General features: G+C 41.7%; 19 protein-coding genes. 9 read left to right on the top strand and 10 right to left on the bottom strand.

Going from position 1 to position 24,309, the window contains the following annotated elements:
* Positions 1 to 152: 152 nt before the first annotated feature.
* From H5201_RS08395 to H5201_RS08425, 7 genes are all read right to left on the bottom strand, one after another.
* Complete coding sequence (locus H5201_RS08395; protein WP_182767289.1) at positions 153 to 2,123, bottom strand: RICIN domain-containing protein; 1,971 nt, start codon at positions 2,121 to 2,123, stop codon at positions 153 to 155.
* Entirely contained in the window at positions 2,095 to 4,062 is a 1,968-nt protein-coding gene (locus tag H5201_RS08400) for a glycoside hydrolase family 97 protein (RefSeq protein WP_182784221.1), read from the bottom strand. The genes H5201_RS08395 and H5201_RS08400 overlap by 29 nt, the downstream gene beginning before the upstream one ends.
* On the bottom strand, positions 4,062 to 5,129 hold the full coding sequence (locus H5201_RS08405) for an aldose epimerase family protein (RefSeq protein WP_259398463.1): 1,068 nt from the start codon (positions 5,127 to 5,129) through the stop codon (positions 4,062 to 4,064). The genes H5201_RS08400 and H5201_RS08405 overlap by 1 nt, the downstream gene beginning before the upstream one ends.
* A gap of 216 nt (positions 5,130 to 5,345) precedes the next feature.
* The gene (locus tag H5201_RS08410) at positions 5,346 to 5,936 is read right to left on the bottom strand and encodes an HAD family phosphatase (protein WP_182717781.1); all 591 of its coding nucleotides are present in this window, start codon (positions 5,934 to 5,936) and stop codon (positions 5,346 to 5,348) included.
* Positions 5,937 to 6,024: 88 nt separating this feature from the next.
* On the bottom strand, positions 6,025 to 7,524 hold the full coding sequence (gene araA, locus H5201_RS08415; RefSeq protein ID WP_182784223.1) for an L-arabinose isomerase: 1,500 nt from the start codon (positions 7,522 to 7,524) through the stop codon (positions 6,025 to 6,027).
* Between the two features lie 22 nt (positions 7,525 to 7,546).
* Entirely contained in the window at positions 7,547 to 8,248 is a 702-nt protein-coding gene (locus tag H5201_RS08420) for an L-ribulose-5-phosphate 4-epimerase (protein ID WP_182717779.1), read from the bottom strand.
* Positions 8,245 to 9,897, bottom strand: coding sequence for a ribulokinase (locus H5201_RS08425; RefSeq protein WP_182784225.1), 1,653 nt, complete (start codon positions 9,895 to 9,897; stop codon positions 8,245 to 8,247). The genes H5201_RS08420 and H5201_RS08425 overlap by 4 nt, the downstream gene beginning before the upstream one ends.
* A gap of 242 nt (positions 9,898 to 10,139) precedes the next feature.
* Between H5201_RS08425 and tal the strand changes: the two genes are divergently transcribed.
* Positions 10,140 to 11,093 (top strand): transaldolase, encoded by a 954-nt coding sequence (tal, locus tag H5201_RS08430; protein ID WP_182784227.1) that lies wholly within the window; start codon positions 10,140 to 10,142, stop codon positions 11,091 to 11,093.
* A gap of 107 nt (positions 11,094 to 11,200) precedes the next feature.
* Here the strand turns inward: tal and tkt are convergent, their stop codons facing one another.
* Together tkt and cas6f are read right to left on the bottom strand one after the other, a co-directional pair.
* Positions 11,201 to 13,201, bottom strand: a complete 2,001-nt coding sequence (gene tkt / locus H5201_RS08435) for a transketolase (protein WP_182784229.1) — start codon at positions 13,199 to 13,201, stop codon at positions 11,201 to 11,203.
* Positions 13,202 to 14,126: 925 nt separating this feature from the next.
* On the bottom strand, positions 14,127 to 14,336 hold the full coding sequence (cas6f, locus tag H5201_RS08440) for a type I-F CRISPR-associated endoribonuclease Cas6/Csy4 (RefSeq protein WP_182717775.1): 210 nt from the start codon (positions 14,334 to 14,336) through the stop codon (positions 14,127 to 14,129).
* A 339-nt stretch (positions 14,337 to 14,675) separates the two neighbouring features.
* Between cas6f and H5201_RS08445 the strand changes: the two genes are divergently transcribed.
* From H5201_RS08445 to H5201_RS08480, 8 genes are all read left to right on the top strand, one after another.
* On the top strand, positions 14,676 to 15,629 hold the full coding sequence (locus H5201_RS08445; RefSeq protein ID WP_145234179.1) for a slipin family protein: 954 nt from the start codon (positions 14,676 to 14,678) through the stop codon (positions 15,627 to 15,629).
* An 18-nt stretch (positions 15,630 to 15,647) separates the two neighbouring features.
* A complete protein-coding gene (locus H5201_RS08450) occupies positions 15,648 to 16,100 on the top strand; it encodes an NfeD family protein (protein WP_182784231.1) in 453 nt (150 codons plus the stop codon).
* 318 nt (positions 16,101 to 16,418) lie between these two features.
* Positions 16,419 to 17,093 (top strand): ABC transporter ATP-binding protein, encoded by a 675-nt coding sequence (locus H5201_RS08455; protein WP_182717774.1) that lies wholly within the window; start codon positions 16,419 to 16,421, stop codon positions 17,091 to 17,093.
* A complete protein-coding gene (locus tag H5201_RS08460; protein ID WP_182784233.1) occupies positions 17,087 to 18,058 on the top strand; it encodes an efflux RND transporter periplasmic adaptor subunit in 972 nt (323 codons plus the stop codon). The genes H5201_RS08455 and H5201_RS08460 overlap by 7 nt, the downstream gene beginning before the upstream one ends.
* Positions 18,048 to 19,208 carry an efflux RND transporter periplasmic adaptor subunit gene (locus tag H5201_RS08465; RefSeq protein WP_145234188.1) on the top strand — a complete coding sequence of 387 codons (1,161 nt, stop codon included), beginning with the start codon at positions 18,048 to 18,050 and terminating at the stop codon, positions 19,206 to 19,208. Before H5201_RS08460 ends, H5201_RS08465 begins: the two co-directional genes overlap by 11 nt.
* Complete coding sequence (locus H5201_RS08470) at positions 19,205 to 20,401, top strand: efflux RND transporter periplasmic adaptor subunit (RefSeq protein ID WP_182784235.1); 1,197 nt, start codon at positions 19,205 to 19,207, stop codon at positions 20,399 to 20,401. Before H5201_RS08465 ends, H5201_RS08470 begins: the two co-directional genes overlap by 4 nt.
* Positions 20,401 to 21,636 carry an ABC transporter permease gene (locus H5201_RS08475; protein WP_145234192.1) on the top strand — a complete coding sequence of 412 codons (1,236 nt, stop codon included), beginning with the start codon at positions 20,401 to 20,403 and terminating at the stop codon, positions 21,634 to 21,636. The genes H5201_RS08470 and H5201_RS08475 overlap by 1 nt, the downstream gene beginning before the upstream one ends.
* A 29-nt stretch (positions 21,637 to 21,665) precedes the next feature.
* The gene (locus tag H5201_RS08480; protein ID WP_259398468.1) at positions 21,666 to 22,511 is read left to right on the top strand and encodes a patatin family protein; all 846 of its coding nucleotides are present in this window, start codon (positions 21,666 to 21,668) and stop codon (positions 22,509 to 22,511) included.
* Positions 22,512 to 22,667: 156 nt separating this feature from the next.
* Here H5201_RS08480 and H5201_RS08485 read toward each other — a convergent pair whose 3' ends face one another.
* Positions 22,668 to 24,293 (bottom strand): methyl-accepting chemotaxis protein, encoded by a 1,626-nt coding sequence (locus H5201_RS08485; protein WP_182739552.1) that lies wholly within the window; start codon positions 24,291 to 24,293, stop codon positions 22,668 to 22,670.
* Positions 24,294 to 24,309: the final 16 nt, after the last annotated feature.

Raw genomic sequence — 24,309 nt, forward strand, 5'->3', positions numbered from 1 at the left:
CTAAATGTACAGGCCGCGAGTGCACTTTATTAATGATGGCAATAACACGACTATTCAAATGTAAGTTCATAAAATTAAAACGCACGCTACATACACATAAAAAAGCCACTATCGAAACAGTGGCTTGGTGAGAGTCGAACGCTTATTTACATTTACTTTGGTTCTCGTAAATGGAAAATTTGGCACTTGTTACCTAAATCAGGTTGTTGTGCAAAATTAGTTTTATCTGCAAGGCCACAATCACTTAAACCCAGTGCTTGCTTTGTGTAACGGTTGATCAACATCACGCCGCCACCTGCAACAGGAGTAATGCGCCATTGTGCTGTTTTAGTTTCGCACGAAGCCATTTCAACGTTAGCGCCAGGCACTAAAGCATTGTTTGCCACAGCAGCGCAATAATCGCTATCAAGGTCTTGCTTTAAAGCAACGTAACCTGTGTCTGTTGGTGCAAAGAACCATTGTTGGGCGTCGCTGTGAGTAAACGCTTGTTGCTCAACATTAGTACCCGCTTTAACAGCTCCTGCAACGCTCAATGCTTTACCACTTTGTTGGCTCATTACCGCGACACTACCTACAGGCTGTAACTGCCAATCAGCACATGCAGTATCTTTACCTTGTTGTAAAACCGCTTGATTTTGCGCGGCTGAACACCCTGCTACGGCTAATGGTTTTTCAGTGTAACGGTTAGTAATAGTGACATTACCATCAGTGCTTGGTGCTACTTTCCATTGCTGACAGAAGTTATTACGCCACGCTGCAGATTGTATTTTCGCATTATCAGCATCACTGCAATTAGCCAGCTCTAAAAACTTGCTGTCTTCACGATTTGCTAAACGTACAAAACCATCTGTGGTGGCATCAATCACCCATTGACCATTGGTGCTTGCACATTGGCGTTGCACGGCACGCGCATCTTGAGGATCCGCTGCAATATCTAAACATAAACCGCTGGTTGCATTAACTAAGTTATAACGCTGACCTTGCACACGAGTTACAAGTGGCCCGTATTCACCTGATGGTGGAGCAACTTCAACACCCGGTGTAACAGGTTTTGCAAAGTTTGGCGTGCCATCCTTATTCCAAGTAAATTTTTGCGCACGTAAAGAACGTGTGGCACTACAACCATGCTCTACTGAGTCATTGCCATGGTATACCAGCCAGTCTTCACTGCCATCGGGTGAGGTAAAAAAGCCATTGTGACCAGGGCCAAATACTTCATCAGTACGTTCAAATACAGGCTCGTCAAACTTCTTCCAGCTGTTTGCATCTAGCGGATCATCACCCACCAACTCTAACATACCTAACTTATAATCTGGCGTGTTACAAAAGCTTGCGGAGTAAGTCATAAACGTGCGACCGTTATGCTGCAGAATTTCAGCACCTTCGGTTACTTTACGTCCGCTGATCTCCCAATCAAGTTCAGGGCGTGTGATCACCGTGTGCGGTGAATTCTTTTTCAGCGTCCACGGGTTTTCCATTTCAGCAATAATGTTTAACTGTTGATCGCCCTGCCACTGGGAATAAATAACATAGAGTTTGTCTTTATAGCTTAAATAGTTACCATCGATATTCCATACATCAGGCATGAGTGCGCCTTTGTATTCATACGGACCCATTGGGTCGTCACCGGCACTTTCTAATACATTAAGATGTTGGTTATCTAAAGTACCATCAGTCCCTGCTGTATACATCATGTACCAACGGTAGCCATCAGGGCCTTTAACACGATGAAATTCAAACGCCCAAAAGTTACAACAACGCGCAGGATCGGTCGCTGACCATACATTTACTGGGGTTGCATCGGCAAGTCCTGCTAAAGTAGGTGATTTACGCATCACCAATTCAGATGTCCATGTTGTCGTCGTTAGGTAATAGTTACCATCCCAGTACTCAAGCCATGGATCGGCACCATTAGGAAATAATGGATTAGTGAATACGCCATCATCTTGCGTGGGTGCTTTTGCGCTCGCGATTGGTGCTGCATCTTGTGTTTGTTGTGTGTCTGCGCGGGTTGTAGATTCACACCCTGTAAGTGAGCTTAATGACAAAGCGAATAAACCTACAAGGCCTGTTGCTTTAGCAGTACGCTTTAATTTAGTGCGCAAGTGATGTTGTGCATTCATTGTTGTTATCACCCTTAGTTATTATAACAAACCCGCTATTGGGGTTTAATTTTATAGAAAACAGTTTTGAGTTGAGCTGTTGCGCCTCAACCTGTGTTAATTTTTTACCTGCGCTAAGTAGCTGGGCTGAACTGAAGTTACTAAAGCTTAAGTCAATATCTAACGTAATAGCTTTATCCTGCGCATTAATACCTGCAACATACCAGTTGCAGCGAGAACGTCTCGCCATCACCACATACTTACCTGGGCTGCCTTGCAAGAGCCTTGTTTCATCCCACAGAGTAGGCAGCGATTTCAAATAAGCTTTTACTGGTTCTGAAACTTTCGTCATTTGCTCAGGCGTTGTCACTAAGTGCTGTATCCCAGATGTAAATAAAATCGGCAGCGCGAGCTCAAAGGCATTATTGGTTTTGCGTTCAATATTAGGAATATCACCAAGTACCATAGGTGTAAAATCCATTGGATCAAACACGTTCCGAGTAAACACTAAGGTCGCTGCATGCTGCGCTTCTTTATCGGCAAATGCTTGAAAAAAGCTTATCATCTCAAAGCCTTTTACTGCTTCGGAGGTCATTAGATTAGGATAAGTTCGCTGCAAGCCCCTTGGCAAAGTGGTGCCATGAAAATTGACCATTAACTGATGTGCTGCTGCGTCTTTCAGCATAGCTTCGTAATAGGCCATCACAGATGAACCATCACCCGGGAAGAAGTCGACTTTAATGCCTTTAATTCCCATAGCTTGAAGTTTTGCAAAATGTTTAATGCGATCAGCACGCGTTAGTAATGCACTTTTAGGAGAATAAACCGTGTTATTCCACGCGCCTGATGAGTTATACCAAACCCATAAATCAACATTTTTTTGCTTAGCATAGGCTGCCAACTGCTGCATTTTCTCCCAGCCTATTTTTTGATCCCAATCCGCATCAATCAATACATATTGCCAGTGCATATCTGCTGCATAATCAATGAACTGTTTTTGCACAGGAAAGGTTGTAAAGTCATCCTTTAATAACCCCCAACTCCAAGCAGCAATCCCCGGTTTAACAAAATCAGTGTTAGTTAGCTGGTTTGGTCGGGCTAAGTCAGTCCCTAAAGTAGACTCAGTAACCGTTTGCAACGTGCCAATTACCAATAAACGCCAAGGCGATAACAGCGGCAGTGTATGCTCTGGTAAATAGCCACCATTAGAAGTAACTTCACGCTGATCAGGAAAACGAACCTTAAACTGCCCTTGGCTATTATTGGTTAAATTAGTACCACTGTAATAGTCTTCACCACCAGCTTCTGAGATTAAAATATACTGCTCTTGGTGCTTAAATAATGCCGGATACACCCAGCCATTATTGGTTATTGCAGGGGTCGTTAATGCTGTCGCTTGTAAATATTCTTCTTCATAAGAAGGGTTAGTGTTCATCCAGCCAGATTGCGCTTGCGCTTTAGGCTGTAACCACGCAACGGTTTCACTTGGGAAGTTAAAACCCGTTTGTTCACTCATAACGACCCGCGTATCCGAGGACTCCCCATCTAACTCGTAGCGAAAAGCAACCCCATCGTTGCTCACTTGAAAGCGAACATTCAATGTTTCGTGTTGCTGATTAGTCACGCTTACAACCGTACTGTTAGCCTGGTAATCAACAAACTGTTGCTTACCAGTAAAAAGCTGGTAGCTATCATTCACTGTCGGCTGTTGTTTAACAGCTAATAATCTAAGCTTTTTAGTAAAATCGGTATTATTAAGCGTGATACCTAATAAAGATGGCTCAATTACTTTATCGCTACCTGACTGTACTTGATAACTTAACTGCCCTTGCTCATCTAAATCAACCAATACGGCTAACTGCTGATCTGGGCTATGAATAGTCGCAACCTCAGTCGCTTGCGCCACAGTTGTTATCACTAAGGCTGCAAACAGCAGCCCTATTTGATTAACGAAGTGCATTACTTAGTGCCAAACTCATACACAATACGCGTTGAATAAACCTCACCAGGCATCAAAGTTGTACTGGGGAATGTTGGCTGATTCGGTGCATCAGGAAAGTGCTGTGGCTCTAGGCAAAAACCACTTCTTAATTTATGTACTAAACCAGAGGCTTGCTTACTGCTTCCATCTAAAAAGTTACCTGAGTAAAACTGTACCGCAGGTTCTTCGGTATACACAGTTAGGGTTCGACCTGAGCTTGGCTCATAAACGTTAGCTGCTTCAATCAAATCATGATTAGGTTTGTTTTTCAGCACAAAGTTATGGTCATAACCTTTACCAAGCTTCAGCTGCTCATCATCCACATTAATTTCTTTACCAATTGCTTTTGGATTTCTAAAATCAAACGGTGTACCCGCCACTTGCATTAACTCACCCGTTGGGATCAAACCGCCATCCACAGGGGTGATTGCGTTTGAGTTGATTTGCATTTGATGATCGAGAATATCGCCCTTACCGGCTAAGTTAAAATAACTGTGCTGGGTCATATTGATGATGGTTGGCTTATTTGTTTTTGCCACAAACTGCATATCAAGGGTATTTTTGTTGGTCAATGTATAGGTGACTTGTGTGGTCAGCTCACCAGGATAACCTTGGTCACCATCAGGACTTACGAGGCTTAGTGTTACACCAGCACTGTTTTGCGTGCTAAATGGCACCATATTCCAGACTTTCTTATCAAAGCCTTGCACACCACCGTGTAAATGGTTAGCACCATCGTTAGTTGCTAACTGATAATCCGTGCCGTTTAAGCTAAATTTACCATTAGCAATACGGTTACCAAATCTGCCAATGATCGCGCCAAAGTATGTGGTTGCATTAGTGTAATCTTCTAAATTATCCATACCTAAAACAATATTACCCATGTTGCCATTGCTGTCTGGCGTTTCGATACGGGTAATAATGCCGCCATAATTGATCACATCAACGCTCACGCCATTACTATTGGTTAGGGTAACTTGGTTGATCGGAGTTTGGTCTGCCAGCTTGCCATAAGCGTGCAGTAATGCAGAAGGTGAATTGGTCATATTGTCTCCTTGGTGAGCACACGCGGGGGTTAAAGCAATCCCAAAGGACACTGCTATTGCAAAGATACCGCGAGATAATTTTTTAATCGATGTTGACGACTGATGAACCGCTGTTAGGCGCTGAGTTACACATTGCAATGACATGACAATAACCTTATTATAATTGCATTTATACTTTTATAATACAATATAGTGATCGATTGCAAATTTATTCGCCTAACTTTTTAGTTGTATTTTGCCGTCTTTGACTAAAATGCAGTCCATACCACCAGCCTGAGCTGCTTGATAGCCTATTTGCGTGTCTTCAAACACCACACAATTTTGTGGTTGAATGTTTATTTGTTTGGCTACGCTTAAAAAAGTTTCTGGGTGTGGTTTACCGTGGCGAACATCACTGGCAGTAACTAATGCGTCTATTTTATCGATTAACCCTGTTTGAGTTAGATGCTCAATGGCATGCGCACGGTCCGCGCCAGTACCTACCCCAATAGGCATTTTGCCATGGTAATAGTTTAATACATCGACTGTCTCAGTAATGATTTCTGGCTGATGGTTTAAGCCTAACCAAAATTGGTGTTTTTGCTTGGCAACTTCATCAGGATCATGACTAAGTCCATATTTTTCATTGAGAATATCAACAGTGGCAAGTGTTGGTACGCCACCTAAACTATACATATAGTCATAGTCAAACGGATAACCTAATGCATGGCAGGTCAGCTCCCATGCTTGTAAATGAGAGCCCATCGAATCGATAAGCGTGCCATCCATATCAAAAATAATGCCTTGGTATTTTGTGAGATCGAGCATGTGTACTCCAAAGTCTTAGAAAACAAAAGCCAACTTTACTATAAAGTTGGCTTATTTAGTTAACTTAGATCACTGCTGTTATAGGTGATTAAAGCCCACGTTTTAACATGTAATACGCTGCATTGTGGCGTAGCTCTGTTTTGAAACCACGGATGCTGGTATCAGCATCGATAATCATCGTTTCAACACCTGCCATTTCAGCAAAATCAACAATCATATCGGTGGTAACAGCTTGGCTGTACGCAGTGTGGTGCGCACCACCGGCATGGATCCACGCAGCAGACGCCACTGATAGATTCGGTTTTGGTTCCCACAATGCTGATGCAACTGGTAAATGCGGTAACTCAGCCGGTGGCGTTACTGTATCTACTTCGTTGATCAAAATACGGAAACGATTACCCATATCAATTGGCGAAACGTTAATTGCCGCACCGGCTTTAGCAGTAAACAATAAACGACCCACATCACATTTCACCCCAATGGTGTGAGTGTGAACTTCAAGGCGTGGTTTTTGCGCTGCAATCGATGGACATACTTCTAACATGTGAGCACCTAGTACTTGGTCGGTATCACCCATGTTATACGTGTAATCTTCCATAAATGAACAACCGCCTTCACGGCCTTCACCCATTACTTTCATGATGCGTACCATAGCGGCTGTTTTCCAGTCGCCTTCACCGCCATAGCCATAGCCTTTAGCCATTAAGCGCTGCGTTGCAAGTCCTGGTAAACCTGATAAACCAGACAAGTCTTCAAAACAGTTAGTGAATGCTTTAAAGCCACCTTTTTCTAAAAAGCGTTCCATACCAAGCTCTAAACGCGCTTCGTTGCGTAGCATCGATACTTTGTAGTCATCTTGCAACGTTTCATCGCTGATCACATAGTCAGTTTTGTATACTTCAAGCTGGGCATCGACTTCAGCATCTGTCACGGTATCAACAACTTTAACGAGCTCAGCTACACCAAAGGCGTGTACTTCATAACCAAAAGTGATTTGCGCTGATACTTTGTTACCTTCTGTAACCGCAACTTGGCGCATGTTATCGCCAAAACGTGCCACTTTAAGTGTTTGGCTCTCAGCCCACCCTTTAGCAGCGCGGCACCAATCATCAATTTGCTTTTGCACGTCAGCACGTTGCCAGTGACCTGCCACTACTTTACGCTCTTTGCGCATTACAGTACCAATAAAACCAAACTCACGATCACCATGCGCACTTTGGTGGGTGTTCATGTAATTCATATCAATTTCAGACCACGGTAACGCGGCATTAAATTGTGTATGAAGGTGTAACCATGGCTTACGTAATTCGTTTAAACCGGCAATCCACATTTTTGCTGGTGAGAATGTATGCATCCACAATACTAAACCCACACAGTTAGGATCAGTGTTTGCTGCTTGGCAAACCGCATGAATTTCTTCAGGTGTTTTTACCGTTGGCTTACAGACTAAGTTAACCGGTAAATTTGCTTCGCTATTTAAACCAGCAACAATTGCAGCGCTATTATCTGCAACGGTGTTTAACACTTTTGGGCCATATAAATGTTGTGACCCAGTTACAAACCAAACTTCTTTCATTGACGACGGCATATATAAATTCCTCTTGTACTTGTTAGCCACGGTTACTTTGGCCGTAGTAGGCATCTTTACCGTGTTTTCTTAAATAATGTTTATCCATCACAGACTTCTTAAGCGCACCTGCATTTTGATCAAGCGTGCGAGTTAAGTAAGCCATGCGAGCAATTTCTTCTAGCAGTGCTGCGTGATACACAGATTGCGCTGCATCTTTACCCCACGTAAACGGTGCATGTCCTGCCACAATCACCATTGGTGCTGCTTTTGGGTCGCGGTCTTTATAAGCATCAGTAATTTGAATACCTGTCTCAAGCTCATAATCGCCATTTACTTGCGCATCGGTAAGCTCACGTGTACAGGTAATGTCACCGTGCACATAATCAGCGTGCGTTGTCCCAAAGCATGGAATACTCTGCTTTGCTTGTGCCCATGCTGTTGCGTAAGTTGAATGAGTATGCGTTACGCCACCAATGTCATTAAAATGACGATACAAGTGAATATGAGTTTTGGTATCAGAAGATGGACGCATACTGCCCTCAACAATGTTGTTTTGTAAATCAACAATTACCATGTCTTCTGCTTTCATTTGGTCATACGAAACACCACTTGGTTTAATCGCAATCACGCCTTTGTCGCGGTCAATTTGCGATACATTACCAAAGGTGTAAATCACCAAACCACGACGTTGTAATTCCATGTTAGCTTCAAATACTTCGCGCTTTAATTCTGTGTAGCTCATGCTTTTGCTCCATCAACATACTGTGCTAACGCTTGATAGTTAGCATAGAGTTCGTTATAAACCGCAACCCGCTCTGGGTTAGGTAAATACTGATGACATACAGCAGAAGCCATAACTTGCTGAGCATCCGCCACTGTTGCATATTCGCCCGCTGCCACAGCAGCCATAATTGCAGCACCAAGCGCACAGCTTTGCTCGCTTTCAAGTACGTCAATTGGGCAGTTCCATACATCCGCACAGGTTTGCATTACGTAATCTGATTTTTTTGAAATGCCGCCAATTACCACTACTGAATCAATCGGCACGCCTTCACTTTGAAAACGCTCAGTAATGGCGCGTGCGCCAAAGGCCGTCGCCTCAACTAATGCTTTAAAGAACTGCGGCGCGTCAGTGCCCATTTTCATGCCCGTCATGGCCATTGCTACGCTTTGATCTGCATCAGGTGTGCGACGACCGTTGACCCAGTCAAGTGCTGTTACATCGGTATTTTTAACCGGTAACGCACTGGCAGCTTTTGATAAATCAACTAAAATTGAGTCTTCAATTTTATTGATCAAGCTTTGTTCAACGTCGTTTAAATTTGCTAACTGGCGAGTTGGCCACAGCATTAGGTTTTTAAACCATGCGTATAAATCGCCAAACGCAGATTGCCCCGCTTCAAGGCCAATCATGCCTGGGATCACTGAGCCATCTACTTGACCACAGATACCTTTAACACAGGTATCGCCAAGTTGCTGCTTTGACGTAACAGTACTATCACAAGTTGAAGTACCCATTACTTTAGTTAAAACACCTGGACGCACATTGGCAGCAACTGCCCCCATGTGACAGTCAAACGCACCGTAACCTACAACTACATTCTGTGATAAACCAAGTTTATCAGCCCATTGCGCTGTTAATTTACCAGCGACTTGGTCACTTGGTTGGGTTGCTGCATTAAGCGTATCAACCACACCATCTAATAATGGGTCAATATTGCTGAAGAAACTATTTGGTGGGAAACCACCCCATTGCTCATTCCACATTTGTTTGTGGCCCGTTGCACAGCGTCCCAGTGTTAATACTTCTGGGTGAGTGGTGCCACACATCAATGCCGTCATCCAATCACAATGCTCAACCCACGAGTAAGTTGCCGCTTTTACAGCCGCATCATCTCTAAAAATATGTAATGCTTTAGCCCAGTACCATTCTGATGAATAGATGCCGCCCATGTGTGAAAGATAATTAACCTCGTTATTGGTCGCGGCTTTGGTGATCTCATTCGCTTCTTTAATCGACGTATGGTCTTTCCAAAGAATGAACATCGCATTAGGGTTTTCAGCAAATTCTTCAGTCAGCGCTAAAGGCGTGCCTTGGCTATTAATCGCCACTGGCGTTGAGCCTGTGGTATCAAAGCTCATACCTATTACTTTATCCGCAGTTCCCGCAGGTACTTGTTGCCATAGACCATTGACGACCTCAATCAAGCTGTCGATGTAGTCTTGTGGATGCTGGCGAAATTGATCTTTACTTGGAGCGCAATATAAACCTTGCGCCCAACGCGGATAATTCACTAAATGGCTAGCCAGCTCTTTACCTGTGGTTACATCAACAAGCAGTGCTCTTACTGAATCAGAACCATAATCTAAGCCCAATGTATAACGAGACATAAATACCTTTCACTAATTGGATACTAACAATGTTAGTCATTACTGTTATTTGTATGATAATATCAATAATGACGGATTGTAAAGGTATTATAAAAATATTATTAACAGATTTATTCTGAAATATTCGTGACACCTGTGCCCTTTAAACTAATGTTTTGCACTAATAAAGGGCTTAAACCATGTCATAAGCAATGCTAAAAGCCGTTAATTAATTTATTTTGTATGATGAAAATAGGATGTCTATGTCTAGCCAATTAGAACAATTAAAAACCATGACCACTGTGGTTGCTGATACCGGTGATTTTGAAGCAATCGATCAATATAAGCCGCAAGATGCCACTACCAATCCATCGTTATTGCTCAATGCGATTAAAATTGAAAAATACCGCCCACTGGCTGTTGAAGCCGTTGCTTGGGCTAAGCAACAAACAAGTGACAATGCACAGGTGATCAGCAAAGCTGCTGACAAACTGTCGGTACTAATTGGTGCAAATTTAATGGCTCAAGTGCCAGGGTTAGTGTCTACCGAAGTAGATGCGCGCTTATCGTTTGACACTCAAGCAACTATTGATAAAGCCCTTGAGCTTGTTGCGCTCTATAAAGAGCAAGATATTGATACCTCGCGCGTACTGATCAAAGTGGCGTCTACATGGGAAGGTATTCAAGCGGCAAAAGTACTTGAGCAACAAGGTATTCGCTGTAACCTAACGTTGGTGTTTGCATTTGCTCAAGCTCGTGCCTGTGCTGAAGCAGGTGCTTATTTAATCTCGCCTTTTGTTGGTCGTATTCTTGATTGGTATAAAGCAAACCAAACTGATAGCGATTTTAGCGGTGCTAATGATCCAGGCGTACAGTCTGTTGCACATATTTATAACTTCTTCAAAAAGCACGATTATAAAACCATCGTTATGGGTGCAAGCTTTAGAAACATCAGCGAAATCCAATTACTGGCAGGTTGTGATAGATTAACTATCAGCCCAGGGCTATTATCAGAACTAGCCGCAACAGATGCCCCATTAGCGCGTCAACTGACTGCTGCTACTGAAACAGTTGCCCCGCCAACGCCTATGACTGAGCAAGCATTTCGCTGGGAAATGAATCAAGATGCCATGGCCACTGAAAAACTAAGCCAAGGTATTCGCCAATTTGCAATTGACCAAGAAAAACTAGAAGCCATTCTAGCTGAGCTGTTCTAAGCTTCAGTCGTTATATAAAATCAATTCTGCAAATAAAAAAGCCCGCTGATTTAATTAAATCAGCGGGCTTTTTGTTCAGGTAAATTTTTAACCCAAGTTCAAAACAATTAAGCGTCTAGTAACGCATTAGCCTTAGCAACTAGGTTACTCACAGTAAAGCCAAAGTATTCAAGCAGAACTGGTCCTGGCGCTGACTCACCAAAGGTAGTCATACCTAGTACATCGCCATCTTGGCCAACATATTTATACCAAAAATCGCTATGTGCAGCTTCTACCGCAATTTTAGCAACACCAACAGGTAATACACTCTGGCGATAGGCTTGATCTTGCAAGTCAAACTGATTTGTACATGGCATAGATACAACACGAACCTGTTTACCCTGTGCGGTTAGATCAGCTGCTGCATTTACCGTTAACTCAACTTCAGAACCAGTGGCAATAATGATCAGCTCAGGTGTGTGCTCGCTATCAACTAAGATATAGCCACCTTTAGCAACATTCGCTAGTTGCTCTTTAGTGCGCGGCATTGCTTTAGTACCTTGGCGGCTAAAGATCAATGCACTTGGGCCAGCTTCTTTGATTAATGCCTGACTCCATGCAACCGCTGTTTCAACTTCATCACATGGGCGCCAAGTCGACATATTTGGCGTCATACGCAAATTAGCAATTTGTTCAATTGGCTGATGGGTCGGGCCATCTTCACCTTGACCAATTGAATCATGGGTATACACAAAAATACTGTGTGCTTTCATTAATGCCGCCATACGCACAGCATTACGCGCGTATTCCATAAACATTAAGAAAGTTGCACCAAATGGGATAAAGCCGCCATGCAGCGCAATACCATTCATTATCGCGCTCATGCCAAACTCGCGTACGCCATAAAATACATAGTTACCGGCAGCATCATCTTGCAAGCCTTTCGCGTCAGGCCATAAAGTTAAGTTGGAACCGGCTAAATCAGCGGAGCCTCCCATAAGTTCAGGCAAATGCTCAGCAAAGAAGGTAATGGCATTTTGTGATGATTTACGGGTTGCTATGTTTTGCATATCTTCTTGGCACTTGGCAATGTACTGATCAGCAATTTCTGCAAAGTTGCTCGGTAATGATTTAGCCGTTACACGGCGGTTAAATTCTTTACTCAGCTCTGGGTGTGCTTTGCTGTAAGCGGCAAAGGTTTGTTGCCATGCGCTTTCTAAATCTTGGCCTTTGGCTTGGCCATTCCACTCATTGTATACATCTTGAGGAATTTCAAACGCTGGATGTGGCCAATTTAGTTGCTCACGAACCGCTGCAATTTCATCATTACCCAGTGGTGAACCGTGACAATCATGACTACCCGATTTATTGGGCGAACCAAAACCAATCACCGTTTTACAACAGATAAGCGTTGGCTGATCTGGGTTAGCTTGCGCAGCTTCAATAGCACTGGCAATCGCGGCCATATCGTGACCATCAACGCCACTAATAACCTGCCAACCGTATGATTCAAAGCGTTTTGGGGTATCGTCAGTAAACCAGCCTTCTACTTCGCCATCAATTGAGATGCCATTGTCATCCCAAAAAGCGATGAGTTTACCTAACTTTAATGTACCTGCTAATGAACATGCTTCATGAGAGATACCTTCCATCAAACAACCATCACCTAAAAAGCAGTAAGTGAAGTGATCAACAATATCAAAGTGTGGTTTATTAAATTGTCCAGCTAAGGTTTTTTCAGCAATTGCCATACCAACCGCATTGGCAATACCAGCACCAAGTGGCCCTGTAGTTGTTTCAACCCCAGGTGTATAACCATACTCTGGGTGACCCGGCGTTTTAGAATGCAGTTGGCGAAACTGTTTAATGTCTTCAATACTGACATCATAACCACTTAAATGTAGTAATGCGTACTGCAACATAGAGCCATGGCCGTTTGACAACACAAAACGGTCGCGGTTAGGCCAATCAGGATTCAATGGATTGTGGCGGTGGAAGTTTTGCCAAAGAACAGCAGCAATATCGGCCATCCCCATTGGTGCACCTGGGTGACCTGAATTAGCTTTTTGAACGGCATCGACAGCAAGCATACGGATTGCATTTGCAGATTGAGAACTGGGCAGAGTCATCTGTTACTATTTCCTGTTAATATTATATTATAAATAATATCTCAAAATGTAATATAAATAGCAATCAGAAATCGCCCGAACTCGCTAAAAACAGTTCTTCAGCGCATACAAATGCAGCTCTGCAAATCATTTTCCTAGAACTTAACGATTTGTTGCACAAAAAACAGACAGTGAGGGTAAATGAGAAACCATGAAATAATTTGTAGCTCGTGCTTAGCACGTTAAGCATATCGTCGCCGTAAGCATCCGTAGTGTGGCTTGTAGAAGAGCGCTTTAGCGCCGAATAGTGATCAAAAAACTCGTTTCACTGCCTCGCCACCTAAGCTGCCTGTGTCGTAGGCGCTAAGCTTGCTGGCGCGAAAAAAAACATCGGCGTTTGAATCCATCCATGGAGCTTGGTTACATCGGTCATTGCCTAAATGGATTTAGGTACTTAGATTTTGTCGGGAACAAAAATCTGCCATGACCTCACTTCTTCGCGCTGCACTCTTTACTAGATATGTCGTTTACTTTAGGCGTCCTGCCCTTCGCCATAAAGGTCTGCTTCGCAGTTCCAAAATATTCCCGATATTTTTGTCGGTCCCTCGTCACCTAAGCTGCCTGTGCGGCAGTAAACTCGAAGCTGCAGGGCTGATACTGGTTGTCCGTTTTCTAAGCTGCCTGTGCGGCAGTAAACGAACCTGACTTAGCTACTGGCGAGGTTGAATGTTTCTAAGCTGCCTGTGCGGCAGTAAACCCACCCGCTACCTTTTGGATTAATAATTGCGATTTCTAAGCTGCCTGTGCGGCAGTAAACTATAGAATATCAGCATAAAAATAAGTTACAACAAGCCATTAGGTTAAATATTACTATTTTACCTTATCAAAAACGATATGTTATAACCCATTGTTTTTATAGAAAATTTTAAAGAGAAAAAATAAAGGGTTAAAACCAAGGTATCGTGGCAACTTTACTTAATCCATAAGAATCAAACTTACCATCAATAGGTTTATCTTTTAAATCACTAAACGCAAAGAATTTGCGATGCACTTGTTCTGTTGAACCGCTGAACAAATCTAGATAAGGATTATCAGCAGCACCAAGTACATATTTACATTGTTTGAAAAAATGTGTACGTTGTTTTGAGCTAAACATGGTGCGGGGTCTATTCTTACATGAAGGTGAGTTTAACTATGTAAGGTATTCACTTTGAGTTTGCTAATCTTAAATTAACTGAGAGGCTCACAAACAGACTTCCCTTTCTGCCTGAACTATTTGCTTTAGATCAAAAATCAAACATACTTTCTGTGTGCATCTTCAAAAAACATGACCATAATATTGCAATCGTAATTAACTTACCGACATACTTTGTCACGATTTTTCACTAGCTGGGCTTACAGCTCAATGATAATGTAGGGTTAGTCACGTTTATAAGTATATAAATTAAATAAATATGTGACACGCCATATTGGCCACTATTAAAGGAGAGTATCTATGGACCCGATAACGCAAGTTCTCAACATGTTATTCACTGTTGAGGCGTTTTTACTCATTTTTGTTTTAGTACTGCTAAAAAGTAGTGTTAAATTTGTGCCGCAAAACCGTGCGTGGCTCATTGAACGTTTTGGTAAGTATCAATCAACTAAAGAAGCAGGCCTAAACTTTATTGTGCCGTTTGTTGATCGTATTGCCGCTGATCGTAGTTTAAAAGAGCAAGCGCAAGATGTGCCGTCGCAATCTGCTATTACCAAAGATAATATTTCATTGATTGTTGATGGTGTATTGTATTTCCGTGTTATGGATCCATACAAAGCCACTTATGGCGTTGATGATTATGTGTTTGCCGTTACGCAATTATCGCAAACAACGATGCGTTCAGAGCTTGGTAAAATGGAGCTGGATAAAACCTTTGAAGAACGTGATGTACTAAATACTAATATTGTTGCGGCAATTAACCAAGCCGCAGATCCTTGGGGTATTCAAGTATTACGTTATGAAATTAAAGATATTGTGCCACCGCAATCAGTAATGGAAGCAATGGAAGCACAAATGAAAGCGGAACGTGTTAAACGTGCACAAATTTTAGAATCAGAAGGTGATCGTCAAGCTAATATCAATGTCGCTGAAGGTAAAAAACAAGCGCAAGTACTAGCCGCTGAAGCAGAAAAAGCCGAGCAAATCCTGCGTGCTGAAGGTGAAGCTAAAGCCATTATTGCGGTAGCCGAAGCACAAGCTGATGCACTACGTAAAGTAGGTGAAGCAGCTGATACTGAGCAAGGTCAAAAAGCCATTCAATTAGACCTCGCCTCAAAAGCAATTGCCGCAAAACAAGCCATTGCTAAAGAATCGTCAGTTGTTTTATTACCCGATAACGGCACCGATGCCAGCTCTATGGTAGCGCAAGCGATGTCGATTATTAATACCTTAAATACCAAACAAAAAGGTTAAGCTGTAAAGGAGCAAACTATGGAGTTCATTACCAATAATTTAGCCCAAACACTGATGATCTTAGGTGTACTGGCACTGATAATTGAAGTAGCAGTGCTGGGAATGTCGACCTTTATATTATTGTTTTTGGGTATATCATTATTTGCAACTGGATTAATGATGAACTTCGCGCTGTTAGAAGACTCATTAACCACCGCACTTTGGAGTAACACCTTGATCACCGCCGCATGCGCTGTTTTACTATGGAAACCGCTAAAACGCATGCAAGATAATGTTGATAATAAAGAAGTGAAAAGTGACTTTGCAGAGCTTGATTTTGTGCTCACTAGCGATGTTGATGAGTTAGGTGTTAGTACCTACTCGTATTCTGGAGTGAGCTGGAAACTAAAAAGCCAGCAACCACTAGGCGCTGGCACCCATGTAAAAGTGGTAAAAAAAGAAGTCGGTGTTATGTGGGTTGCAGCAATTTAACCTAGATGTGGGTATAACACTCTGAATATGCTGTATGATTTTTACCATAAAGCCAGCCAAGAAGTTTTTATCGAATTACTTGGCTTTTTTGTAACAAAAAATATTCGCTAAACCCGCACAACTCTTAGCTAAAACGCAATAAATGAAATATAAAACCACGCAATTGTTAACTGACAATGATTAAATTAGCCTTTAAATGTTAAAACAATTAAAGGCTGCAAATAGACGTATATTTAACTACTATATTTGGACTTGTGTCTCGCTATAAAACTCGCTAGTTTAACCAATCAGATAATAATAAAAACAAAAAGTAACTGTATGATCAGGGTCGAAAATCTTTGCCGTACTTATGGCGCAGGCGAAACGCAAGTCATTGCATTAAGTAATGTTTCATTGCATATTGAAGAAGGTGAGTTTGTCGCCGTAATGGGCGCTTCCGGTTCAGGGAAGTCGACTTTAATGAATATCCTTGGGTGTCTCGATACACCAACCTCAGGCAGTTATTTGCTCTCTGGTGAAAGTATTAAAGAAATAGATGACGAAAGTTTGTCAGCTATCCGTAATAAAAAAATTGGCTTTATATTTCAAACCTTTCACTTATTAACTCGCCTTAGTGCTCAAGAAAATGTGGCTTTGCCACTGCGCTATACCGACACCCCAAAACAGCAAGCCAGTGAGCGCGCTATGGCGATGCTGGATAAGGTTGGCTTGCAAAATCGCGCACACCATAAACCCTTTGAAATGTCCGGTGGTCAGCGGCAACGAGTTGCTATTGCCAGAGCATTAGTAAACGAGCCAAAAGTCATTTTTGCTGATGAACCAACGGGTAACCTCGATAGTAAAACGTCTCATGAAATTATGCAGTTGCTTTGCTCACTCCACCAGCAAGGGCATACTTTGGTCATGGTAACCCATGAAGAAGATATTGCTGCTTATGCTAAGCGAATTATTCGGATGAAAGATGGCATAGTTATAGAGGATAGCGGATGTTAAAAAATCAATGTTTCAAAGCCTGTTTAGGATTATTACTTTACAGCTTAGCTTTCTCAAGCAACGCGCAAAGTTTATTACTCAGTGGTGAGCTAAAAGCCAGCGATAAGCAAATTTTTTATGCTCCAAAATCAGACAATTGGCGAGTACAAGTACAATGGATGATGAAAGAAGGCGAAATAGCGCAACAAGGTGATGTTGTTGTGGTGTTTGATAGTGGCTCGATTGCCACTGAAATTGAACAAGATGAAGTAAGTTTAGAGGCCGCCGAAGAAGAGCTGCTTAGGATCACCACTAGCAATCAAGAAAAACAAATAGAAGCTGAGTTTAACTTTAAGCGCACTGAGCTTTTACTAGCGCGTGCCCGTATTGATGCCGCTATTCCACACGCTAACTTAAGTACCTATGATTATCAAAAAAATCAGCTCGAACTTGAAAAAGCCCTGATCAATAAACAAAAATCATCCGAAGAACTCAGCCAAGTTAAAACTGAAAATACCGTTGCGCGCAATAAGCAGTTACTGACTATTGAACAACTAAAAACAGACCTTGCATACAATAAAACGCAACTGGCAAGTATGAGCATTAAGGCACAGCGTACAGGGCCCGTTTTATATGCAAACCATCCGTGGAATGGCGAAAAAGCATTTGTTGGTATGACAGCCCAACCAGGCTGGAAAATTGTCGAAATACCGGCCATGAGTGAACTCTACATTGAAGCCTGGGTACACGAAATTGATTATCAACATTTACAACTTGGCCAACAAGCGCAATTGTTATTTGACGCCTATTTACAACAGCCGCTCAATGCGACTTTAAGCGAAATTTCAACTCAGCCAGAAGAACGCCTTCAGTGGGGCAAAGATGCCTACTTTAGAACTCGCTTTAACTTTAACGCTCAGAATTTAAAACTGTTACCGGGCATGAGTGCAAAATTAACAATCGGAGAAGACTCTGATGAATCATAACGTTTTATGCATAATATTGAGTATGTTGCTATTAACTGCATGTAATGACGATGAGCAACAACATTATCTAGTGAAAAAGAGTGATATTGCTATCACGGTTAATGCCAATGGCGAACTGGAGTCATCAACCAGTGCGATCATTGCCCCGCCGTCAGTTGCCCGTATGTGGCAATACCAAATTAAGACTATGCTAGCGGAGAACACCCAAGTTAAAAAAGGCCAAGTGGTGGTATCGTTTGACGACAAACAAGTTCGCGATAAGCTAATCGACAAACAATCTTCATTAGAGCGAGCAAAAAAACAACTCGAAAATGCGCAAAATAAAGAGCTTATCAAAGAGCAAGAACTGACCCTCAGCGTAGCCGAAATGAAAATGAACTACGATAAAGCTAAACGTAAAGCAGAGATTGTTGATCAATCTCGCTCTGAAGTTGAACGTAAAAAGTCACAAATTGATTTTACTATTGCAAACAACGATCTAACGCTTGCTAAAAGTAAGCAAACGTTTCAGCAACAGAGCAAAGAACTAAACTTAAAAATGGTGCAGAGTAAAGTTGCACGGCTGCAAAGTGAGGTAGACGGGTATTTACAAGATATTGAACGCCTTAAGGTAAAAGCCCCAATTGATGGGCTGGTAATTTATAAAACCAATTATGAAGGTGAAAAGTCATCCATTGGTGAAAGTGTGCAATTTGGTCAGCCTGTTATTGAGCTTGCTGTACTTAAAAATATGCAAGTAAAAGCACAAATCGATGAACCCGACAGCGGTAAAATTGCCCCAGGGCAAACCGTTAAAATAACCATTGATGGCAGTAGCGAACTAGTTGTGTCAGGGAAAATAAAGAGTTTGGGTCGTGTATTTAGAGAAAAGTCATATCAAGATAAGCGTCGGATTGTGGATGCCATTGTTAGTATTGATAATATTGACACCAGTGTTATTCGCCCAGGACTTACTGCGCGCTTAGAGATCACCACCGCTCGCCTACCTCAAGTATTAAGTATTCCTTTAACCAGTTTGCAATATGATCAACAAGGTCCCTATGTTGCAACCACTGAAAATAACAAACAATTTATAGAGATAAGTCACTTTACCGATAATCTCGCCGTAGTTAAAAGCGGCCTACAACTAGGCGACGAGGTAAAATTATGAAAACGAGCTTTGCACTTAGCTTAATCGTTACGGCTTTATTTATCAGCGGTTGTTCAGAAGAACATGAAATTCAAAACGCGCTCACTTATACGGTTAGTGAACACAGTTTTAAAACTGAGGTTGAAGCCAAAGGGCATTTGATCGCAGCAAATGAAACCCTGATTGTTGCGCCAGCATCAAGCCGTGGGCCACAAACTTTAGCATGGTTAATGCCAGAATATAGCCAAGTTAAAAAAGGTCAGGTCATTGCTCGTTTTGATGGCGAACAAATGCGTCGGCAAAGCCAAAAAAACACTAATCAAGCGGCTTTAGCAGCGCAAGATTTAGCACAAAAATCAGGAGAAATAGATAAAGATAAGACTATTTTAGAGCACGATATTGTATTGGTTAATGAAGAAAAGCAATTTGCCGAAGATTACTCAATTGAAGATGAACGCATTCGCTCTAAATTAGATATTTTAGAGTCACAACAAAATGTTGAGTTTTTAAGTGCAAAACATAACTACTACGACTGGCAAACTGGCCGTTTTGAGCAAAGTGCCACCGGAGAGTTGATGTTATTAAAAATGAAAGAAGACCAATACAAACAAAAATTAGCAACGTTGAACACTAACCTATCATTGCTTGAGATCATCGCCCCTCACGATGGCTTATTAACCCATAGTACTAATTGGCGCGGCGAAAAACCGCGAGCGGGTGAATCCTTATGGCCTGGTCAAAAAATAGCAGCACTGCCTGATGTTAGCCAAATGCAGTTGATGTTATATGTGTCTGAACGTGAAGCAATCGATTTATCCGTAGGTCAGTCACTTACATTCAAACTTATTGCATTGCCTGAGCAGCAATTTAGTGGCGAGTTAATCGCGGTATCGCCGTTTCCTAAATCAATAAAACGCGGCGACCCACAAAAATTTTACGAACTAAAAGCAACGATAAATCAGCAAAGTGACGCTTTACGCCCGGGTTTAAAACTCAATGCGACTATTTTAGTGACACCGCAAAGTGAGCGTTTAGTGGTACCTAAACAAAGTGTTTTTACCGAACAAAATGCGCATTATGTCTATGTTGAAGAAGCTGGCGAATTTGTCAAAAAGACCGTTTCATTAGGCAAACATAACCTTAGTCATGTAGAGATCCTCGCAGGCTTAGCTGCTAATGATGTGATCTCACTCATTGATATAAAGGACATCTGATGAAATATTTAACTTTATTTATCGACACCGCCTTAGAGCTTGCACAGCATAAATTACGTACTTTACTGACTTTATTAGGGATGATATTTGGTGTCGGTGCCGTCATTGCTATGCTCAATATTGGTGAAGGTGCTGAACGTGAAGCCATGAAAATGATTGACTCTATGGGGTTATATAATTTGATTGTTAATGGCAAAGAGTTCGATGAAAAAGAACTCAAAGAGCAACGTAAGCATTCGGCCGGTTTAAGCCTGCGTGATGCCCAAGTTGCCCACGACTCGCTGCCTTTTGTTACCGATTTTGCCGCACAAAAAACCATCGAGACGTATCATATTTTTAGCCAATACAATAACAGCGACGCCAATGCCGTAGGTGTAAGCGCTAATTATTTTCAGCTGTCACATTTTCAACTATTTGCTGGGCGTATATTAAATAAAAACGATCAACAACGGTTTGCTCAAGTGGCAATGCTTGGCGCAAATACTGCCAAGCAACTATTTCCGTTAGGTGACGCACTCGGTCAACAAATAAAAATTAACCACTTATGGTTTAAAGTAGTCGGTATTTTACAAGCGCCTTATTTAAAGAAAAAAGAATTTCAAGGAGTCAAACTCGGTAACGAACAAAACCAAGTATTTATTCCACTTAGTACTGCATTACACCGCTTTGAAAGTGGCTTACTTGATAGTGAAGTCAGCAGCTTGAAACTAGCCATTGATAAATCGGTTGATCCAATTGTTGCCGCACAAGCACTGGAACATTTACTGCAAAATCGCCACAGTGATATTGATGATTTTGAATTAGTTATTCCTGCCGCATTATTAGCCCAGCAAAAACAAACCCAGCAAATATTTAATATTGTAATGTCCTGCGTGGCAGGCATTTCACTCCTGGTTGGCGGTATCGGTATTATGAATATCATGTTGGCGACGGTGCTTGAACGCACTAAAGAAATTGGCTTACTGCGTGCTATTGGTGCAACACAAAAAGACATTCGAATACAATTTATTGCCGAGAGCTTTACCATTTCTATTTTAGGTGGCCTACTGGGTGTGGTATTTGGTATTGGCTTGTCTGAAATTATTTCTATGTACTCGCAGTGGGCGGTATCGTGGTCAATGACCGCCATCGTGCTATCGTTTAGTATTTGTGCGTTAGTCGGCCTTATTTTTGGTGTATACCCCGCGATCAAAGCGTCACAGCTTGACCCTATTGAAGCACTGCAAAGTGATTAACTCGAATGTTAGTAGTTAAAGGAGAAAATTTGGTGAGCAACAACAAACACACCCTTGTTGTAGAAGGTGGTGCAATGCGCGGCATATTTGCCACCGGCGTACTTGATGCGTTCTTAGGGGCACAATACCAACCATTTAATCGCTGCTTTGGTGTTTCTGCTGGGGCAACTAATATTGCGGCTTATTTATGCCAACAAGCTAAACGTAATCATAAAGTGATCACTGATTATTCATGTCGACCCGAGTTTATTAATTTAGCGCGCTTTATCCGTGGCGGACATTTATTTGACTTAGATTGGTTATGGCAAACCACCATGGCTGATATTCGTTTAGATCTTGGCACATTTGCAACACAGAACTGTGAATTTTATATTGTCGCTACCGATATAGACACAGCATCAGCGCAATATTTAAAAGCGACAGCAGAGCAAATGGAGCAACAGTTAAAAGCCTCCTGTGCGATTCCTATTGCTTATCGAGATTACCCAGTCATAGATGGTGTTGCCATGACCGATGGCGGTGTGGCTGATTCAATTCCGATCCGAAAAGCCTATCAAATGGGAGCTGAAGAAATCACGGTCGTTTTATCACAACCACTTGGATATCGTAAAAAAACCAGTAAGGCCCCATGGTTTACACGCCGCATTTATAAAAACCACCCGGCACTTGCCAGTGCATCTTTAGCGCGAGCTGATAACTATAATGCCAGTATTGCGTTTATTCATAATCCACCTGCAGACTGTAAAATAAATATCATCGCACCACCGGCTGACTTTAACGTTGGCCGCACCACTAAAAACTATCAAAAGCTCAGCGATGGTTACCAAATGGGGATTGTGGCTGCACAGCAACATTTGCAAAGCATACAGCTATAGAACAATGATTTTATCTATAAAAAAGTGTATGGCAGCTTATTTTTTTTGCTGATGTTGTCACAAAACTGCGCGAACCAAACCTTGTGAAAACGAATAAATTTAGACTGTACCTTGTCATTCGTACTCTATTAATAACAAGGTACACTCATTACAGTGTTATATTTTAAACTCATTTACTTGTTGTTGTAACATACTTGCGAGTAAGGCCAACTCCTGTGATGCTTGTGCGTTTTGCTGTGAACTTTCACTCACTGATGCAATACTAGAACTAAACTCGTTGATGTTACTACTTAATTCATTGGCCACCATTTTTTGCTCTTCAGTGGCTGTTGACACTTGCGTGTTCATATCGGCAATTTCGGTTACCTCTTGATTTATTTCAGTTAAAACTTGTGATGAATATTCTGCATGATCAACACTTTCTTGTGCACTACTTTCAGCGTTGCCCATAGCAACAACAGCTTGTTGAGCCATACCTTGTAGCTTGCTGATCATTTCATTAATACTCGCTGTGGCTTTTTGGGTATTATGAGCAAGCTGCCTTACTTCATCGGCAACAACAGCAAAACCACGACCAGAATCCCCTGCTCTTGCGGCTTCAATCGCAGCATTTAAAGCCAGTAAGTTAGTTTGCTCTGCAACGCCTTGGATCATCATTACAACCTGATTTATATCATTTGTTTGTGTATTAAGATCGTTTATTAATTGTGTATTTGTATTTACTAACTTAGATAACGTTTGGATTGAGCTAATATTATCAGCAACGGCTTGCTGCCCTTGTTGTGCTTTACTATCTGCATTAGTGGCTTTTTCTGATGTGGCCATCGCATTTTGTGCCACTTGTTCAATCGCACTACTCATTTGCGTAATGGCTGTCGCAATCATTGTAGACTGTTGCTCTTGCTCTGTGGCTGTTGAGGCCACTTGCTCACTAATTGAGTTCATTTCTTCTGCCGCAGAAGATAAAGTTAACGTCGCCCCAGATACATCGGTTACTAAAGTATGTATACGTGACAACATATTATTAAAGTTTCGCGCAGTATCTGCAATTTCATCTTCACCAAGTACATTGGCTCGTATTCGCAAGTCAGCATTATTTGCAATTTGCGTAATGGTATCGCGCAGCGCCATCAATGGATTTTGAATTGAACGATAAATAAAATAAGCAATGGCTAACAACAAAAAAATCAACAGTGCTACTGATAATTTCATCACTAGACTTACTAACGCAAAGTTTTCGTCGGCTTGTTTTTTAAAGTGATTCGCTTCATTTAATTGCAGCTCTATTAAAGCTTGATAGCTCGCACTTAACGGATCGAATACATCATATAGATCAGTAACAAACTGCTGTTGAGAGAGTGACTGGAAATCCCCATTGCGTATTTTATTCAACAAATTTTTGAGGTGCGCTTGAACTGGCTTAAGTTTTTGTTCAACAGTATTTACTAAGCTTTTTTCTTCACTGATTAAGTCTGTACTAAGGTAAGTATTCCATTCTTTATCGGCTGTATTTTGAGACTGCTGTACTGCCGCTAATAAATCATTTTGGCTTATAGTCCCGGCTCTAAATTTATGAAGTAAATCAACAATATTAACTGCGTAGTTATCTGACACTGTTTTTATCTGTTTCAATGGTACGATACGGTTTTCATATAAACTGTCAATTCCTTTGACTAACCCTCCCATAGTACTAATTGAATATATGGCAGTAATCGTAAATATTACAACAGGTAAAAGCGCTAATACAATTAAACGGGAACGGACCAAATAATTATTTAACATAGTATTCCAAAGCTAC

The sequence above is a fragment of the Pseudoalteromonas sp. SG43-6 genome (assembly GCF_014164365.1).
GTDB lineage: Bacteria > Pseudomonadota > Gammaproteobacteria > Enterobacterales > Alteromonadaceae > Pseudoalteromonas > Pseudoalteromonas rhizosphaerae.

Bases quoted from the DNA above. Each gene is read 5' to 3' on its own strand.
- H5201_RS08445 (WP_145234179.1), top strand. From the start codon at position 14,676: ATGGACCCGATAACGCAAGTTCTCAACATGTTATTCACTGTTGAGGCG.
- H5201_RS08470 (WP_182784235.1), top strand. From the start codon at position 19,205: ATGAAAACGAGCTTTGCACTTAGCTTAATCGTTACGGCTTTATTTATC.
- H5201_RS08395 (WP_182767289.1), bottom strand. From the start codon at position 2,123: ATGAATGCACAACATCACTTGCGCACTAAATTAAAGCGTACTGCTAAA.
- H5201_RS08400 (WP_182784221.1), bottom strand. From the start codon at position 4,062: ATGCACTTCGTTAATCAAATAGGGCTGCTGTTTGCAGCCTTAGTGATA.
- H5201_RS08420 (WP_182717779.1), bottom strand. From the start codon at position 8,248: ATGAGCTACACAGAATTAAAGCGCGAAGTATTTGAAGCTAACATGGAA.
- H5201_RS08485 (WP_182739552.1), bottom strand. From the start codon at position 24,293: ATGTTAAATAATTATTTGGTCCGTTCCCGTTTAATTGTATTAGCGCTT.
- H5201_RS08425 (WP_182784225.1), bottom strand. From the start codon at position 9,897: ATGTCTCGTTATACATTGGGCTTAGATTATGGTTCTGATTCAGTAAGA.
- H5201_RS08460 (WP_182784233.1), top strand. From the start codon at position 17,087: ATGTTAAAAAATCAATGTTTCAAAGCCTGTTTAGGATTATTACTTTAC.
- H5201_RS08410 (WP_182717781.1), bottom strand. From the start codon at position 5,936: ATGCTCGATCTCACAAAATACCAAGGCATTATTTTTGATATGGATGGC.
- tal (WP_182784227.1), top strand. From the start codon at position 10,140: ATGTCTAGCCAATTAGAACAATTAAAAACCATGACCACTGTGGTTGCT.
- tkt (WP_182784229.1), bottom strand. From the start codon at position 13,201: ATGACTCTGCCCAGTTCTCAATCTGCAAATGCAATCCGTATGCTTGCT.
- araA (WP_182784223.1), bottom strand. From the start codon at position 7,524: ATGCCGTCGTCAATGAAAGAAGTTTGGTTTGTAACTGGGTCACAACAT.
- H5201_RS08465 (WP_145234188.1), top strand. From the start codon at position 18,048: ATGAATCATAACGTTTTATGCATAATATTGAGTATGTTGCTATTAACT.
- H5201_RS08450 (WP_182784231.1), top strand. From the start codon at position 15,648: ATGGAGTTCATTACCAATAATTTAGCCCAAACACTGATGATCTTAGGT.
- H5201_RS08455 (WP_182717774.1), top strand. From the start codon at position 16,419: ATGATCAGGGTCGAAAATCTTTGCCGTACTTATGGCGCAGGCGAAACG.
- H5201_RS08405 (WP_259398463.1), bottom strand. From the start codon at position 5,129: ATGACCAATTCACCTTCTGCATTACTGCACGCTTATGGCAAGCTGGCA.
- H5201_RS08475 (WP_145234192.1), top strand. From the start codon at position 20,401: ATGAAATATTTAACTTTATTTATCGACACCGCCTTAGAGCTTGCACAG.
- cas6f (WP_182717775.1), bottom strand. From the start codon at position 14,336: ATGTTTAGCTCAAAACAACGTACACATTTTTTCAAACAATGTAAATAT.